This window comes from Pseudomonas sp. SWRI50 (assembly GCF_014269095.1).
Lineage (GTDB): Bacteria > Pseudomonadota > Gammaproteobacteria > Pseudomonadales > Pseudomonadaceae > Aquipseudomonas > Aquipseudomonas kermanshahensis.
In genome coordinates this window covers 1-16,769 of sequence record NZ_JABWRW010000043.1, presented here as the reverse complement: position 1 = coordinate 16,769, position 16,769 = coordinate 1, and the positions used below count along the sequence as shown (strand labels likewise).

The window sequence follows — 16,769 nt, the reverse complement described above, 5'->3', positions numbered from 1 at the left end:
CTCCTACGTTTGTTTCGGGCCAGTTATTCCTGGGGCAAATGCGCGCGACCGCTTTGGCGCATGGCGCGATATCGCGTCGATCAAACAAGGCGGTCGCGCGCGCCTGTCACAGGCGTTATTGGCCAAAAACAAACGTAGGAGCGAGCGTTGCTCGCGATGCGCCGCGCGGGCGGCGCTCGATCTGATAGGCGCTAAAAATACCCATGGCATGCACCCCAACCCCACCCCTCATTTCGGATACAACGGCGGCAAGCTCCCGGTCTCCCCCGACGGCAGCAACACCTGCTCAGCCGGCGGAATCGTCCCGATCGCGCGCCACAAATCCTCACCCTGCCAATACTGCCCACTCTCGCTGTACAACGCCCCGTTCAACCCATCCAGCGCATCGGACAACGGCACGAACCGCGCAGCCATCTCCGCCAGGGTCTCCGGCTGCTGCCGCGCCCAGGCGTCCAGCGCTTGGCGTGTGGTCTGCGGGTCGTTGGCCTGGCAGGCGCGCTTGAGGTCGTCCAGCAGCGTGCGGGGGCTTGGGCCTTGTTGCGCGGCGCGCAGTACCGCGGGTTGTGAACGGGCACGCCACCACAAGGCGAAGCCCAGCAATGTGGTCAGGGCAAACACCAGCGTCGCCAGCTGCCACGGCCACAACAGGCTATTGCCCGCACGGGTGTCGCCGACCGGCGTGTCGGCGCTCAGGGCCGGGTTGTCCTGCACGCTCAGGGTGCGCGCTGGCAGGCTGGTGTGCTCCAGGTGGTCTTCGCGGGTGTTCCACCAGGCCACTTCCAGCGCTGGCAAGGCCAGTTCGCCGCTGTGGGTCGGCACCAGCGCTTCGCGCTCTTCGCGGTTGGCGGTCATGCCGCGCTCGTTGATTTCGTTGCGCAGCAGCGGCTGGTCGGGGTAGCGGCGCAGGCCGGTGATTTCGGTGGCCGGCAGCGGTGGCAGCTGGGTGCTGGACAAGCCGTCGGCGCGCAAGGTGATGTTGCGGGTGAGCGAATCACCGATCTGCGTCTGCTGGCTGCCCGGGTCGGGGTTCCAGTGTTCTTCAAGGGTCAGGCTGCGTGCCGGCAGCCAGGGCGCACCGGCCGGCCAGGCCGCTGGAATTGGGCGCACGTCCAGGCGCAGGGGCAGCGAGCTGACCTGGATCTGGCGGCCGGCACGCGGGGCGGCCGTGGCGGATTGTTCGTTGTCGGCGCTGGCAGCCGCGGTGGCGGTGAAGGTCAGCGCCGGCACTTCGAGGCTGCCACTTTGCTGCGGGTAGACGGCGTAGCGGGTTTCGATCACCCCGTGACGCACGCCGTTGATTTCTTTCTCGTAGGTGCGCGACTCGCCCAGTGGCTCGACCTTGGCGTTTTCCAGCTGCAGTGGGCTGAGGCTGCTGTCGTCATACAGCGCCACCGAATGGTAGATGCGCAAGGTCAGCACGGCCTGGGCCTGAACATAGACCTCGTTGCTGTCCAGGGTCGCCTCAATGAACACCTGGGAGGCGCTTTCCTGGCGGCTGGCATCGGCTTGCAGCACTTGCAGGTCGATGGCCTGGCTGCGCGACTGGCCCAGTTGCAGCTCCGGGATGCGCAGGCTGCCGCTGCGCCGTGGCAGCAGGGTGATGATCCAGCGGGTGCTGGCGCGGGTCTCGCCATCGAGCGTGTGCAGGCTGTTCAGCTGGCGTGTGCCACGCACTTCGAAGTCGCCCTCAAGGGCACGCAGGTCGGGTTTGCCAAACTGGGTCACGTCCTGGCTTTCGAGGGTCAGTTCCAGGCTTTCGCCGGCCTCCAGGCGGGTACGGTCGACGCTGGCTTGCAGCATGGGCTCGGCCTGGGCCATCAAGGCCCATGAGACACCGAGCAGAAAGACGCCGAAGCGACTCATCGTGGATTGTCCTGATGCAATTGCTGTTCATACCAGAATTTGCGCCGCAGCAGCTCCGCCGGGTTGTCGGGGATCTCCCGTAGCCATTGTTCAAGGGCCTGACGCTGTTCGGCGTCGAGGTTGGTCGACACCGGGCGTTGGGGGGGCACGGTGACGTTGTCGTCGGCGCCCCCCTGGTTGCCGGGTGTGGCCTGGCTGTTGTTGCTGCCTTCGCCGGGTTCTTCGGCGTTGGCGGGTTCGTCATTGCCAGGGGTGCCCTGGGCCGGGCTACTGGCCGAACTGCTGTTGCCTTCGGTTTCGCTGCCGGGTGTGCCTTGGGCCTCGCTGCTGGCGGGTTGTTCTTCGGCCTTGGCCTCGCGCTGTTGCAGCAACTGCTGGACCAGTGCCTGGTTGTCCAGTGCCGGTTGCAGGTCGGGTTGGCGCTCGAGGGCCTGCTCGTAGGCATCCAGGGCGGCTTCCAGCTCGCCACTGCGGGCCAGGGCATTGCCTCGATTGTAGTGGTCCGCTGCCGTGTTGCCTTGGGAGAATGCCTGGGCGGCACCGGCGTAATCGCCGGCCTGGTACAGCGCCATGCCGCGCCACTGTGGATTTTGGAAATGGCGTGCGGCGCTGGCCGGGCGGTTCTGTTCGAGCAGGCGCTGGCCCTGCTGGTCGGGGCGCAGCCACAGGTCGTTGAACTCGAAGGCCTGGCTTGGCTGCGGCAAGGCCAGCAACAGGGGCAGGCAGAACAGCCAGCCGCGACGACCGGCGCAGGCCGCCAGCAGTAACAGCGGAATGAGCAGCCAGTAACCCTGGTCTGCCCAGCTGTCCAATTGCAGGGTCTGGCCGTCGCTGCGTGCAGTGCGCGGGGTGTCGAACAGGCCCAGGCCGCGCAGGTCGAGGTCGTCGACCCGGGCACTGCGGTAGCGCCCGCCGGTGCCGCTGACAAATGCCTTGAGGCTGGCGCTGTCCAGGCGCGGCAGCAGAATTCCGCCTTGGTCGTCTTTAAGAAATTCGCCATTGGCTTGTCGCACCGGTGCCCCGTCTCGGCTGCCGATGCCCAGCATCAGCAGGCTCGGGCCCTGGCGGCCGAGGGCCTGCGTGATGCCTTCGCGCTCCGCTGCGCTGAGCGAGGAGCCGATCAGCAGCAGGCGCCCTTGCCCCAGGCCGCTCTGGGCCAGCAGCGCCAGGCCTTTTTGCACGGCCAGATCGGCGCGCTGGCCGGGTTTGGGCATGATCGAGGGGTCGATCGCCTCCAGCAGGTTCCGGGTGGTGCCCAGGTCATCGGACAGTGGCACCAGGGTGTGGGCGGACCCTGCGTAGACGATCAGCGCGGTCTGGCTGTCGTGGCGGCGTTCGAGCAGGTCGAGGACCTTGCGCCTGGCCTGCTCCAGGCGGTTGGGCGGGCTGTCCTCGGCGAGCATCTGTGGGGTCAGTTCGAGCAGGATGACCAGCGGGTCGGCAGGGCGCTGCCGGCTCTCTTCCACACGCTGCCAGCTGGGCCCGAGCAGGGCCAGCACCACCAGCGTCCACGCCAGGCCCAGCGCCACCCAAGGCAGTTTGCTGGTGCTGCCGCTGCCGCCCCCGAGCAGCACGGCGTGGAACGCGGGCGGCAGGATCATCTGCCAACGCCCGGCGCGTTTGCGTCGGTGCCACAGCTTGAACAGCAACCAGCCGAGCAGTGGCACTACCAACAGCCAGAGCGGGCGCAACCATTGTGGCCACAGGTCGATCATCGCCGTTTCCTCAGGCGCAGGCGTTTGAGGCGCTGGCGCCATTCCGGGTGCGGCTGCAGAAAGCGCGGTTTGCGCAGCAGGCGCTGCAAGCGGTTGTCTGGCCACTGCACGGCCACCACCAGCAGCACGCTGAGCAACAGTGCCAGGGCCAATGGCCAGGCGTACAAGGCCTTGGCGGTGCGCGCCTGGGTTGGCTGCTGGGCCACTGGCTCCAACTGGTCGAGGGCGTCGCCGATGGCGTTCAGTTCGGCGCCGTCGTGGGCGCGGAAGTAGGCGCCGTGGGTCAGCTCGGCAATTTCCTTGAGCGAGGCTTCGTCCAGGTCCAGGCTCGGGTTGAGGCCCAGCAGGCCGGGCGTGCCGCTGGCCTCGGGGTTGGCGCCGATGCCGATGGTATAGATGCGCACGCCTTCCTGGGCGGCCAGGCGGGCGGCGGTCAGTGGGTGGATCTGCCCACCGTTGTTGGCGCCGTCGGTGACCAGCACCAGCACGCGGCTCTGTGCCGGGCGTTGGCGCAGGCGCTTGACCGCAAGGCCGATGGCATCGCCGATGGCGGTGTTCTTGCCGGCGATGCCGATCTGCGCTTCGTCAAGGAAGGTACGCACGGTACGCCGGTCGAAGGTCAGCGGCGCCTGCAGGTAGGCCTGGCTGCCAAACAGGATCAGCCCAACCCGGTCGCCTTCGCGATCCTGAAGAAAGTCGCCAAGCAGCGCCTTGACCAGGTCGAGGCGGCTGATTTCGTCGTTCTTCCACTGCATGTCGGGGAAGTCCATGGAGCCGGACACGTCCACCGCCACCAGCAGGTCGCGGCCGCTGGCGGCCACCGGTACCGGGTCGCCGAGCCATTGCGGGCGGGCCGCGGCCAGCAGCAGCAACAGCCAGATGATGACAAAGGGCGCCTGCTGGCGCCAGGTGGGCAGGTTGAGCCGTGCCCGGCGCCCGGCCAGGCCTTCCAGCTCGTTCAGGAAGCCCACTTTGAGCACCGGCTCGCCACTGTCGGCGGCTGGCAACACCAGGCGAGCCAGCCACGGCAGCGGCAGCAGGGCGAACATCCACGGCCAGGCCAGTTCAAACATGCTTGCGGATCCAGGTTTCGACGGCCTGGCTAAGCCCGACGATGGCTTTGTCGTCGAGCTTGCACTCAGGCTTGTAGGCGCCTTCGACCAGCACCATCCAACGCGTGAGGCCGGCGGCCGGGCAGCGGTTGTCGAGAAACGCCAGCCACTGGCGGCCGTTGAGGGTATGGCTGTTGGCGCCCGGGTAGTGGCTGCGGCACAGGCGCTTGAGCAGGGCATTGATCTGTTGCAGCCAGGCGCCGGCCGGGGCGCCGTCATACGGGCGTGGCAGCTGGGCAAGTTCGGCCAGGGCGGCCACGCGTACCGGGTCGAGCGGTTGCTCGGCGCGCACGATGCGGCGTTTGCGCGGGCGCCAATGGCGTACGCGCCACAGGCTCCAGGCAAGCAGCGGCAGCAAGGCCAGCAATACCCACCAACCCGGTGCCGGTGGCCACAGGCCGACTGCCGGCGGGGCAATCAGCGGTTGCAACTGGTCCAGCGGGGTCATTTGCTGCTCCCCGGGCGCTGGGCGTTCAGGTATTCGCGCAGTTGCTCGATCATCTCGCTTTGCGTACTCAGCGGCATCAGCACCACGCGCAGCTTCTGTGCCATCAGTTCCCAGCGGGCGATACGTGACTCGGCCTGCTGGCGGTAAGCCTGGCGCAAGCTGGCGTCGAGGGTGTCGAGCTCCAGTTGCGCGCTGCGCTGGGCGAAGCGCAACAGGCCGGCTGCGGGCAGGGCATGGTCGAGCGGGTCGGAGACCGGCAGCAGCAGCAGGTCGCAGTGGCGCGAAAGCATGGCCAGGTGCTGTTCGACCTGGTCGGTCAGCGAGCGCTCGTCGCAGATGACGATCGCCAGGCTGCCAGGGCGCAGCACCTCACGCGCCCGGCGCAAGGCCAGGCCCAGGCTGTCGGCCTGGGGCGTGGCTTCGGTGTGCAGCGCCTGGTTGACCTTGGCCAGGCGGTTAAGCAGCTGCAGCAGGCTTTGCTTGCTGCGCCGGGGTTTGATTTCGTGGTGCTCGTTGTCGCCAAACACCAGCCCGCCGATGCGGTCGTTGTGGCCCAGTGCCGCCCAGCCGAACAGGGCCGCAGCCTGGGCCGCCAGCACCGACTTGAACATCAGCCCCGAGCCGAAGAACAGCCGCTGGCTCTGTTCGACCAGGATAAAGATCGGCCGCTCGCGTTCTTCATGGAACAGCTTGGTGTGCGGCTCCTGGGTGCGGGCGGTGACCCGCCAGTCGATGTTGCGCACATCGTCGCCAGCCTGGTACACGCGCACTTGGTCGAAGTCCACGCCGCGCCCGCGTAGCTTGGAGTGGTGCAGGCCCACCAGCGGGCTGCGCTGGCCGGGCCGGGAAAACAGCTGGATTTCGCGCACGCGGTGGCGCATGTCGATCAGCTCGGCAAGGCCGATGCGGATGCCGGGTTCGGCCAACTGCGCGGTGGGCATGGGGTCAGGCAACGGCGACGACGTCGAGGATGCGCTGGACCACGCGGTCCTGGTCGATCCCCGCAGCCTCGGCCTCGAACGACAGGATGATGCGGTGGCGCAGCACATCAAACAGCACCGCCTGGATGTCCTCGGGGCTGACGAAGTCGCGCCCGGCCAGCCAGGCGTGCGCACGCGCACAGCGGTCCAGCGAGATCGAGCCACGCGGGCTGGCGCCGTAGGCGATCCAGTCGGCCAGTTCGGCGTCGAACTTGGCCGGCGTGCGCGTGGCCATGACCAGTTGCACCAGGTATTCCTCCACGGCATCGGCCATGTACAGGCCGAGGATTTCCTTGCGCGCGGCAAAAATGGCCTGCTGGCTGACCCGGCGCTCGGGCTTGGTCTCGCCGCCCAGTGCCTCGCCGCGGGCCTGCAGCAGGATGCGCCGTTCCACCGCAGCGTCGGGGAAGCCGATTTTTACGTGCATCAGGAAGCGGTCGAGCTGGGCTTCGGGCAGCGGGTAGGTACCCTCCTGCTCGATGGGGTTCTGGGTGGCCATAACCAGGAACAGCGGTGACAGGTCGTACGTGCTGCGGCCCACGCTGACCTGGCGCTCGGCCATGGCTTCGAGCAGCGCCGACTGGACTTTGGCCGGGGCGCGGTTGATTTCGTCGGCCAGCACCAGGTTATGGAAGATCGGCCCCTGCTGGAACACGAAGCTGCCGGTTTCTGGGCGGTAGATTTCGGTGCCGGTAATGTCGGCCGGCAGCAGGTCGGGGGTGAACTGGATGCGATGGAACTGCGCCTCGATGCCTTCGGCGAGTTCTTTGATGGCTTTGGTCTTTGCCAGCCCGGGGGCACCTTCGACCAGCATATGGCCGTCGGCCAGAAGCACGATCAACAGCCGCTCGACCAGCTTTTCCTGGCCTAGGATCTGGGTGGAAAGAAAGGTGCGCAGCGCGATCAGCGCTTCACGGTGTTCCATCGGCGACGGTTCCTGGTATTGGGCCGCAGGCGCGCTGGGAACAGCTGCCTCGGCAAGGGGGGATACTTTAATCTATCCGGGGGGGTGGCGACCAATGGCGGCTGGCAAATTTATCCAGGCCGTCGGGCGTGGGCTTGTCGACAAGTCCTGCGCAACCTTCGGCGTCGGCTGATAGTCGGCCGCTGTGCCCTGGCGCTTGCTAATGCTCTTTGAGCAAGCAGGACGCAGGATGATGCAAACCCACCGCAGTACCTTCGATACCCCTGCGCCAACGACGTTGCGCGTTGGCGTGTTCTTTGATGGCACCGGCAACAACCTGGGCAATGCCACGGCGGCGGGCCAGGCTTCGGGGCCGCTGGCAGGTACCAGCTATGGCAATGCCTGGAGCAATGTGGCCTTGCTGCACGCGCTGTACCCAGCCCCAGGCAGCCCTGCGCCGGGCACGATGGCCTTTCTCAAGTTGTATGTCGAGGGCATCGGCACCACCGCGGGGGCGGCGGATTCCAGTTTTGCCTCGGCCACCGGGCGTGGGCGTACTGGCGTCGAGGCGCGCGTCGCCGAGGCCGTGACAATGATTGCCGACCAGTTGCGGGGCTGGTGCCTGGCGTATCCGCAATCGCGGCTAGCGCGGGTCGAACTCGACCTGTTCGGCTTCAGTCGTGGCGCCGCTGCCGCCAGGCACCTGGCCAATGTGCTGCGTGATGACGCGAGCAACCTGTTGGGCACCTCGTGTGCTGTGGGCATCAACTTCATTGGCCTGTTCGACACCGTGGCGGCCATCGTCGCGCCGTTGCAGGGGGACTTCGACCCCGCTGACGCTCGCCACGGCGGCTTGCGCCTGGGCCTGGGCAAGGCCATTGCGCGGCACGTGGTGCAATTGGTGGCCGGTGACGAGCGCCGGCATAACTTCCCGCTGGTGCGCAGCGAGGGAGACATTGTCGTGCCGGGCGTGCACTCGAACATTGGCGGGGGCTACCTGCCGTGCATGCAGGAGCAGGTGCTACTGTGCAAACCGCAGTCGCAGCGGGTGCCTGTGCGCACAAAAGCCGAATGCACCCGCGCCTACTCGGCGGCCAGCGCCTTGCTGACATCGGCGTTTGCTGAGTTGGGCGAACCGCGGCCGCGGGTGCTGACCTGGGAGCAGCCGATTGCCGGCGGTAAACCGGACGAGGCGCAAAAGCAGGTGTATGCGGCGGTTTATCGGGAGAGGGACGTGGCCGGCCATCTTTCCCGGGTGTACCTGAGCATCATGCGTGAGTTGGCAGTGCGTGGTGGGGTGCCGTTTGCCGAGTTGGGGGACGATGAAGCCCATCGGCTGCCCGATGACTTGCTGGACATCAGCCGCAAGCTGCATGGCTTTGCCTTGGGTTCACGCCCCGACGCCGGCCTGACCGAGGACGAGCAGCGCCTGCTGCGCGACAAGTACATTCACACCTCGGCGCACTGGAACCCCGTGAAGGGCCTGCGCAACAGCACGCTGGACGTGCTGTTCGTCAATCGGCCTGGCGAAGCGGGGCGGGTGGAGCATGCAGACCCGATGGTGTGATTACGGCTGAGTACGTTTGAACCCAGGGGCGCGCCCGTTCAGCACTGCGTAGGCCAGCAGGCCGATGACCAAGCCCCAGAAGGCCCCGCCGATACCCAACAGGGTGATGTTGGCAGCGGCTGCAAGAAAGGTGATCAGCGCGGCTTCTCGTGACTTCGCGTCGGCCATCGCACTGGCCAGGCTGGTGCCAATGGTACCCAGCAGCGCGAGGCCGGCGAGGGTGGTGATGAAGGTGGCTGGGAGTGCCATGAACACGCTGGCAAGCGTGACGCCGAATACCCCCACAAGGATGTAGCAGACCCCTGCGGCGATCCCCGCGATCCAGCGTTTGGCCGGGTCTTCATGGGCTTCCTTGCCGGTGCAGATGGCGGCGGTGATGGCCGCGAGGTTGAACGCGTGCGAGCCGAACGGCGCCATGAGCAAGGAGCCCAGGCCGGTGACTGCGACAATTGGGTTGGCGCTGGTCTTGAAGCCGTCGTTGCGCAGTACCAGCATGCCGGGCATGTATTGCCCGGTCAGGGTGATCAGGAACAACGGCAGCGCGACGCTGAGGGCCGCATTGAGGGTAAAGGCCGGGGCAGTGAACACCGGTGTCGCGATTTCCAGCGTCAGTTGCGAAAGGCCGGCCTGCCCCTGGATCAGCAGGTAAGCAAGGCCAAGGATGAGGATGCCTACGACCGCGTAACGGGCAGTAAAGCGTTTGAACACCGCGTACGCCACGATGAGCAACCCGGCCAGCACCGGGTCGACCGACAGGCCGGCAAACGCGCCGATGCCGAACGGTAAAAGAATGCCGGCCAGCAGCCCTGCCGCGACCCCGCCTGGGATGATCCGGACCAGCCTTTCGAAGTACCCGGTCAGGCCCAGCACTACGAAGCCGGCAGCGGACAGCAGGTACGCGCCAATGGCCTCGGCATAGGGCACGCTGGCCAGTGCCGTGACCAGAAACGCGGCAGCCGGGGTGGACCAGGCCGTTATCAAGGGTTCACGGCTGTACCAGGACAAGACAAGCCCGGTGATACCTACCCCGATCGACACCGCCCAGACCCATGACGAGGTCAGCTCCGGGCTTAGCCCGGCGACCTTGGCTGCCTGGAACACCAGGATGAACGTGCCGCCGTAGTTGACGATGACCGAAACCAACCCGGCGATGGCGGGGTGTAGGATGTCGGTCAGCCCAAGCGATGCCGATGGGTGTTGAGCAGGTGTTGTCACAAGTGGCCTCCGTGCTTATGTGATTGATGAAAGTCCGTGTAGTGAACAAGGTCGGCATTCAAGGCGCTCCCACAATCCCCTTTAAATCACTGGGCTGAGACCAGCAACCCTTTCAGGTAGGCACTGCCTTCAGCATCCAGGGGTTGCAGCGGCAGGCGCGGCGCCCCCACGTCCAGGCCAAGCATTTTCAGCCCGGCCTTGATGGTGGTGGGCAGGCCGCGTTGGGTGATGTACGCCAGCAACGCGTACTGTTGGTAGAACAGTGCCCGTGCCTCAGCCAGCTCGCCCTTCTGCACGGCGTCCCACAAAGCCAGGTTCAGCGCGGGGATCAGGTTCGGCGCTGCAGTGCACCAGCCGGCGGCGCCGGCAACCAGGGCTTCCAGGGTGAGCGGGTTGCAGCCGTTGTAGAACGCCACCTTGCCATCGGTCGCGGTGTACAGGCGGTGCATGCGCTGAATGTCGCCGGTGCTTTCCTTGACCATGGTCACATTGGCCACCTCGCCGAGGATGCGCAGGATCAGCTCCACCGAAAGGTCGGTGCCGCTGGTGCCTGGGTTGTTGTACAGCATGATCGGGATGTCGATTGCCGCGCCGACCGCCTTGTAGTGGTCGACCACCTCCGCCTCGGTCAGCTTCCAGTAGGAGATGGGCAGCACCATCACCGCCGTGGCCCCGCACGCCTGGGCCAGGCGGGCGCGCTGCACGGTACGTGCGGTAGTCAGGTCAGAGACACTGACCACGCTGGGTACGCGGCCAGCGATTTTCTCGAGGCTGTAGCGCACCACCGCTTCCCACTCGGCCTCGGACAGGTAGGCACCTTCGCCCGTGCTGCCCAGCGGGGCGATGGCGTGCACGCCGGCCTGGATCAGGCTGTCGATGGATGTGCCCAGGGCGGCTAGATCGACCGAGCCGTCTGCCGCGAAGGGAGTGATGGTGTAGCCGATGACGCCGCGAATTACAGGTGTAGACATGACCAGGCACCTTTGCCGTTGTTCAGGAAGGGGGACAGCTGCAATCAGCCCAGGCATTCGCCATGGGCACGCAAGGCCCGGCGCGCGTAGTAGCTGAACGCGGCGCCATGGCGTTTTGGCGTGGAAATCCAGTCATGGGCTTCTTTGCCAAGTGCTTCGGGGATGGGGCGGATTTCACCGGCGCCCATGGCCAGCAACTGCATCCTCGCTGCACGTTCGAACAGCAGGGCGAGCACGCAGGCTTCTTCGATCGATCGACCGGCGATCAGCAGGCCATGGTGGGAAAGCAGAATCGCCCGCTTGTCGCCGATGGCACTGGCGATGATCTCGCCTTCTTCATTGCCCACCGGCACGCCTGGCCATTCCTTGAGGAAGGCGCAATCGTCGAACAGCGGGCAGAGGTCCATGTGCGAGATGGCCAGCGGCACTTCGAGCATCGACAAGGCGGCGCTGTGCAGCGGGTGGGTATGGATGATGCAGTTGACGTCAGGGCGTGCGCGGTACAGCCAGCTGTGGAAGCGGTTGGCGGGGTTGGCCATGCCCTGGCCTTGCAGCACCGTCAGGTCTTCGTCCACGACCAGCAGGTTGGAGGCCGAGATCTCGTCGAAGCCCAGGCCAAGCTGTTGCGTGTAATAGGTGCCAGGTTCCGCAGCGCGTGCGGTGATCTGCCCGGCCAGGCCCGAATCGTGGCCGCCGTCGAACAGAATCCGGCAGGTCAGTGCGAGCTTCTGCCGCGGGGTATAGGTGTTGTCGGCCAGCGCAGTCAGCATTTGCTGTTGAGCACGCTTGACGAGCTGGTCCTTGGGGGTCTGCATGGTCGTGGTCACAGTGGGGTACCTGCACGGGATAAGGGCGATGACGTCCTGGTTGCCGTGGCTGGCTTGAGGACACACGTCGATCTTAATGACACCTTGTGTCATATGCAAGCGAAGTGTCATCGCGCCATGGCTCATCCCATGACGACCGCGCAGGTATCCCTTACACGTGCTTGGCGGTGGCCTCTTTTTCTAGAATCCTCGCCCCTGCACCGTCCTTGCCCAGCACATCCTCGGGGTTGCGCAGCGGGCAGTCTTCCAGCGACAGGCAGCCGCAGCCAATGCAGTTGTCCAGGCTGTCGCGCAACGCTTCCAAGGTGCGGATGCGTGCGTTCAGGTCTTCTCGCCAGGCCGATGACATCTCGCCCCACTGCGCTGCCGTGAGTTTGCTGTTCGGCGGGTAGCGGCCCAGGGCACGCTTGATGACCTCGAGGGGGATACCCGTGCGCTGGGCCACCTTGATGATGGCGATGGTGCGCAACACCAGCGCGGGGTAACGCCGCTGGTTGCCGGCGGTGCGCGTGCCGGCGATCAGCCCCTTGGATTCGTAGAAGTGCAGGGCGGATACCGCAACGCCACTGCGCTTGGCGACTTCGCCGACAGTCAGCAGCCGCGTGCTGTTGGTGGATGATTTGGCTGTCACACCTGTTGACCTCAAGTTAAGTTGAGCTCTTATAGTCCTGCCCGATCTTTCCTGCAACCACCCCGCTGATCGGAGCAAGGCATGAACAAAAGGATGTTACTGGCCATGACTGTCGCCGCTGTCGGTGCCTTGGTCGGCGCCTACGCATTGACGGGCACTAGGGTAGCGGCCCAACAGGCCGCGGCGTGGCCAGCCACCAAAGTTGCGCTGGCCACTGCCGAGCCAGTCGACCTGGCGCGGCAACGTTTTGCATCGGGGGAGCTGGAGGCGGTCAATCAGGTGCAGGTCGCGGCCGAGGTGGCAGGGCGCATCACCCACATCGCCTTCGCGTCGGGGCAGGCCGTGCGTGCCGGGCAGTTGCTGGTACAGCTCAACGATGCGCCCGAGCAGGCCCAGCGCGTGCAACTGCGGGCGAAGCTGCGCAATGCCCAAGTCGCGGCGCAGCGGGCCAGTAAGTTGCGCGCGCTGAATGCCGTTTCGCAAGAGCTGCTGGATAACGCGAGCACAGCGGTGGATGTGGCCGCGGGTGAGCTGCAGCATGTCGAAGCGCTGATTGCGCAAAAAGCCATACGCGCACCGTTTGCAGGCAATGTGGGTATCCGCCGTGTTCACCAGGGCCAGTACCTGGGCGCTGGCGAGGCGATTGCCAGCCTGACGGATACACGCCAGTTGCACGTCAATTTTTCCCTCAGCGAACAGGCGGCCCCCGAAGTGACTGTCGGGCAACTGCTGGAACTGACCGTCGATGCTGTGCGCGGGCGGGCGTTTCAGGCACGGGTAGTGGCGGTCGATCCGCTGGTCAGCAAGTCACGCCTGGTTCAGGTGCAGGCTGCCCTGCCGAACCTGGATGGGCAACTGCAGCCGGGCATGTATGCCGGGGTCCGTCTGCCTGCCGCGCAGCCGTCGAGGGTGCTGGCCGTGCCGGAAACGGCGATCACCTACACCGCCTACGGGCAGACGGTGTTCATTGCCAGGCAGGATCAGCAGGGCGTCATCAGCGTCAACCGGGTACCGGTAACGACCGGTGAGCGCTGGCAGGGGCGCGTGGAAGTCACCTCGGGCCTCGCGCCGGGCGACAGGGTGGTGGTTTCCGGCCAGCTGAAATTGAGTGATGGCATGCAGGTCGAGCAGGTCGCAGAAGACAGCCTGCTGGACGTGGCTGGGGGGCAGTAACCGTGAACTTCACCGATACCTTCGTGCGTCGCCCCGTGCTGGCGCTGGTGGTCAGCAGCCTGATCGTGCTGATGGGCCTGTTCGCCCTGGGCAAGTTGCCGGTGCGTCAGTACCCCTTGCTGGAGAGCGCGACCATCACCATCAGTACCGACTACCCCGGCGCCTCCGCCGAACTCATGCAAGGCTTTGTGACCCAGCCGATCAGCCAGGCGGTTTCTTCGGTTGAGGGCGTTGACTTCATGTCGTCATCATCGTTGCAGGGGCGTAGCCTGATTACCCTGCGCATGCTGCTCAACCGAGACCCGACCCAGGCGCTGGCCGAGACCATGGCCAAGGTCAACCAAGTGCGCTACCGCTTGCCCGAGAAAGCCTACGACCCGGTGGTGGAGCTGTCTGCAGGTGACTCCACGGCGGTGGCGTATGTCGGCTTCTCCAGCCAGACCCTGTCCATCCCAGAACTCAGTGACTACCTGTCGCGGGTGGTTGAGCCGCTGCTTTCGGGGATCGACGGCGTGGCCAAGGTGCAGACCTTCGGCGGGCAGAGCCTGGCCATGCGCCTGTGGCTCGACAGCGAGCAGATGGCCGGGCGCGGGGTGACGGCTGCCGACGTCGCCCAAGCGGTGCGGGCCAACAATTACCAGGCCACCCCTGGGCAGGTGCGCGGGCAGTTCGTGCTGGCCGATATCCAGGTCGACACCGACCTGACCCGCGTCGAGGACTTCCGTGACCTGATCATCCGCAACGACGGCACCGACCTTGTGCGCCTGCGTGACGTGGGCACTGTCGAACTGAGCGCGGCGGCCACCCGCACCAGTGCCACTATGGATGGCAAACCCGCTGTGCACTTGGGGTTGTTCCCCACGCCATCGGGCAACCCACTGGTCATCGTCGACGGCATTCGCGAATTGTTGCCGCAGATCCAGCAAACGCTCCCGCCCGGCGTGAAGGTGGCGCTGGCCTATGAGACTGCGCGTTTCATCGAGGCTTCGATCGAAGAAGTGTTGCGCACGCTGGTGGAAGCGATGCTGATCGTCGTGCTGGTGATCTGGCTGTGCCTGGGGTCACTGCGCAGCGTGGTGATCGCGGTGGTGGCCATTCCGTTGTCGATGCTGGGTGCAGCGGGGTTGATGCTGGCGTTCGGCTTCAGCCTCAACCTGTTGACCTTGCTGGCGATGGTGCTGGCCATCGGCCTGGTGGTGGACGATGCCATCGTGGTGGTGGAGAACGTGCACCGTCATATCGAAGAAGGGCAGACACCGGTGGCGGCGGCGTTGGCCGGTGCACGCGAAATCGCCGGGCCGGTGATCGCCATGACCCTGACCCTGGCCGCCGTGTACGCGCCCATCGGCTTGATGGGGGGGCTGACCGGCACGTTGTTCCGTGAATTTGCCTTGACCTTGGCGGGGGCGGTGATCGTTTCGGGTGTCGTTGCACTGACCTTGTCGCCGGTGATGAGTTCGTTGCTGCTCAAACCCGGCCAGCAGGATGGGGCCATGGCCCAGTTCGCCGAAAGGGTGTTCGCTGCGCTCACAGCGGCCTATGCCCAGGCCTTGGCGTTTACCTTGGCGCGGCGCTGGCTCAGTGCTGGTGTGGCCCTGCTGGTTTGCCTAAGCCTGCCCTGGCTGTACCTGTTGCCACAGCGCGAGCTCGCACCGCCGGAGGACCAGGCGGCCGTGCTGACGGCAATCAAGTCGCCGCAACAGGCAAGCCTGGACTACGTCGAGCGCTTTGCCAGCAAACTCGACCAGGTGATGAAATCGATTCCCGAAACCACCGACACCTGGATCATCAACGGCACCGACGGGACGGCGGCCAGCTTCGGTGGCATCAACCTCAGTGCATGGCAGCAGCGCGAGCGCTCTGCCGCGCAAATCCAAGCGCAGCTGCAACAGGCGGTCGCGGACATCGAGGGCAGCAGCATCTTCGCCTTCCAGGTGGCGTCGTTGCCAGGTTCCAGTGGTGGCTTGCCGGTACAGATGGTGTTGCGCAGTGCCCAGGATTACCCGGTGCTGTACCAGACCATGGAAGTGCTCAAGCAGCGCGCCCGCGAGAGCGGTTTGTTCAGCGTGGTGGACAGCGACCTGGACTACAACAACCCGGTGGTCAAGGTCAGCATCGACCGCGCCAAGGCCGCCAGCCTGGGGATCAGCATGCAGGACATCGGCGAGTCGCTGGGCGTGCTGGTGGGCGAGCAGTACCTGAACCGCTTTGCCCTGTTCGGTCGCGCCTATGACGTGATCCCGCAAAGCATCCAGGACCAGCGCCTGACCCCGTCGGCCCTGAATCGCCAGTACGTGCGGGCCGAAGATGGCAGCCTGGTGCCGTTGTCCACGGTGGTGCGCCTAGACCTGCAGGTCGCGCCTAACCGCCTTTTGCAATTCGACCAGCAGAACGCAAGCACCCTGCAGGCCATCCCCGCGCCCGGTGTCTCAATGGGCAAGGCCGTGGCATTTCTGCAGCAGCTTGCCGCCGAGTTGCCGCCCGGTTTCAGCCATGATTGGCAATCGGAGTCACGCCAGTATGTGCAGGAAGGCTTTGCCCTGATGTGGGCCTTTCTTGCGGCCTTGGTGGTGATCTACCTGGTGCTGGCCGCGCAGTATGAAAGCCTGGTGGACCCGCTGATCATCCTGGTGACCGTACCGTTGTCGATCTGCGGTGCGTTGCTGCCGCTGGCGCTGGGCTGGGCCACGTTGAACATCTATACGCAGATTGGCTTGGTCACGCTGATCGGGCTGATCAGCAAGCACGGCATTCTGATGGTGGAGTTCGCCAACGAGATTCAGGTGCGCGACAACCTTGACCGTGCGGCGGCCATTATGCGCGCCGCGCAAATTCGCCTGCGCCCGGTGTTGATGACCACGGCGGCGATGACCTTCGGTGTGATACCGCTGTTATTTGCCAGTGGCGCAGGGGCCAACAGCCGCTTTGGGCTGGGTGTGGTGATCGTCTGCGGCATGTTGATCGGCACGCTGTTCACCTTGTTCGTGCTGCCGGCGATCTACACCTGGCTGGCGCGAGATCACCGGCTGACCACCCTGCGTAAACAGCAACTGGCAGACGCCGAGCGGAGCGTTGGGGTGAGTGTGCCTTGAGTGATCATCCGGCGCCGCATTGCATGGCACCGGCTTCGCCGGTGCTTGCGGGGCAATCCCGCTCTCATCCAACACATAACTAATTGATTTAGTAGGGACCTGTGGGAGCTGGCTTGCCGGCGATCACCGGCAAAGCCGGTGCCCTACACCGCGGTGCCTGCATCGCCGGCAAGCCGGCTTGTGTCTTGAGGGGGTATTAGAATCAGGAGTGAGAGCGGTGAATGGCAAGCTGACTGCCGGAGGTGCTGCGAGCACGAGTGGGAGCACACGC

General features: G+C 65.5%; 14 protein-coding genes. 4 read left to right on the top strand and 10 right to left on the bottom strand.

Features of this window, described 5'->3' with window-relative positions; genetic code table 11:
- A partial coding sequence (locus tag HU750_RS27260) for a hypothetical protein (protein WP_238348953.1) occupies positions 1-185 on the top strand: 185 nt, incomplete at its 5' end.
- Positions 186-228: 43 nt separating this feature from the next.
- Here HU750_RS27260 and HU750_RS26620 read toward each other — a convergent pair.
- Genes HU750_RS26620 through HU750_RS26595 form a run of 6 tightly spaced genes read right to left on the bottom strand, consistent with a single transcriptional unit; the run spans position 229 to position 7,043 of the window.
- Positions 229-1,863: a BatD family protein gene (locus HU750_RS26620; RefSeq protein ID WP_027596697.1), complete on the bottom strand. Its 1,635-nt coding sequence runs from the start codon at positions 1,861-1,863 to the stop codon at positions 229-231.
- Positions 1,860-3,578, bottom strand: coding sequence for a vWA domain-containing protein (locus tag HU750_RS26615; protein WP_186683319.1), 1,719 nt, complete (start codon positions 3,576-3,578; stop codon positions 1,860-1,862). The genes HU750_RS26620 and HU750_RS26615 overlap by 4 nt, the downstream gene beginning before the upstream one ends.
- Positions 3,575-4,651: a vWA domain-containing protein gene (locus tag HU750_RS26610; protein WP_027596695.1), complete on the bottom strand. Its 1,077-nt coding sequence runs from the start codon at positions 4,649-4,651 to the stop codon at positions 3,575-3,577. Before HU750_RS26610 ends, HU750_RS26615 begins: the two co-directional genes overlap by 4 nt.
- Positions 4,644-5,138 (bottom strand): DUF4381 domain-containing protein, encoded by a 495-nt coding sequence (locus HU750_RS26605; protein ID WP_186683317.1) that lies wholly within the window; start codon positions 5,136-5,138, stop codon positions 4,644-4,646. The genes HU750_RS26610 and HU750_RS26605 overlap by 8 nt, the downstream gene beginning before the upstream one ends.
- On the bottom strand, positions 5,135-6,079 hold the full coding sequence (locus tag HU750_RS26600) for a DUF58 domain-containing protein (RefSeq protein WP_186683325.1): 945 nt from the start codon (positions 6,077-6,079) through the stop codon (positions 5,135-5,137). Before HU750_RS26600 ends, HU750_RS26605 begins: the two co-directional genes overlap by 4 nt.
- A 4-nt stretch (positions 6,080-6,083) precedes the next feature.
- Positions 6,084-7,043, bottom strand: a complete 960-nt coding sequence (locus HU750_RS26595) for an AAA family ATPase (protein ID WP_027596692.1) — start codon at positions 7,041-7,043, stop codon at positions 6,084-6,086.
- 229 nt (positions 7,044-7,272) lie between these two features.
- Here HU750_RS26595 and HU750_RS26590 point away from each other — a divergent pair, with 229 nt between their 5' ends.
- Positions 7,273-8,589, top strand: a complete 1,317-nt coding sequence (locus HU750_RS26590; protein ID WP_186683315.1) for a T6SS phospholipase effector Tle1-like catalytic domain-containing protein — start codon at positions 7,273-7,275, stop codon at positions 8,587-8,589.
- On the opposite strand, the gene HU750_RS26585 is transcribed toward HU750_RS26590, so the two are convergent.
- From HU750_RS26585 to soxR, 4 genes are all read right to left on the bottom strand, one after another.
- Positions 8,590-9,804: a benzoate/H(+) symporter BenE family transporter gene (locus HU750_RS26585; protein WP_514132431.1), complete on the bottom strand. Its 1,215-nt coding sequence runs from the start codon at positions 9,802-9,804 to the stop codon at positions 8,590-8,592.
- An 86-nt stretch (positions 9,805-9,890) separates the two neighbouring features.
- Positions 9,891-10,775, bottom strand: a complete 885-nt coding sequence (locus HU750_RS26580) for a dihydrodipicolinate synthase family protein (protein ID WP_186683313.1) — start codon at positions 10,773-10,775, stop codon at positions 9,891-9,893.
- Between the two features lie 44 nt (positions 10,776-10,819).
- Entirely contained in the window at positions 10,820-11,590 is a 771-nt protein-coding gene (locus tag HU750_RS26575; protein ID WP_189662755.1) for an aldolase, read from the bottom strand.
- Positions 11,591-11,753: 163 nt separating this feature from the next.
- Complete coding sequence (gene soxR / locus HU750_RS26570; protein WP_099430951.1) at positions 11,754-12,200, bottom strand: redox-sensitive transcriptional activator SoxR; 447 nt, start codon at positions 12,198-12,200, stop codon at positions 11,754-11,756.
- Between the two features lie 114 nt (positions 12,201-12,314).
- On the opposite strand from soxR, the gene HU750_RS26565 reads away from it, so the two are divergent.
- Together HU750_RS26565 and HU750_RS26560 are read left to right on the top strand one after the other, a co-directional pair.
- Entirely contained in the window at positions 12,315-13,406 is a 1,092-nt protein-coding gene (locus tag HU750_RS26565; protein WP_186683311.1) for an efflux RND transporter periplasmic adaptor subunit, read from the top strand.
- A gap of 2 nt (positions 13,407-13,408) precedes the next feature.
- Positions 13,409-16,498 (top strand): MexW/MexI family multidrug efflux RND transporter permease subunit, encoded by a 3,090-nt coding sequence (locus tag HU750_RS26560; protein ID WP_186683309.1) that lies wholly within the window; start codon positions 13,409-13,411, stop codon positions 16,496-16,498.
- The last annotated feature ends 271 nt before the right edge of the window (positions 16,499-16,769 follow it).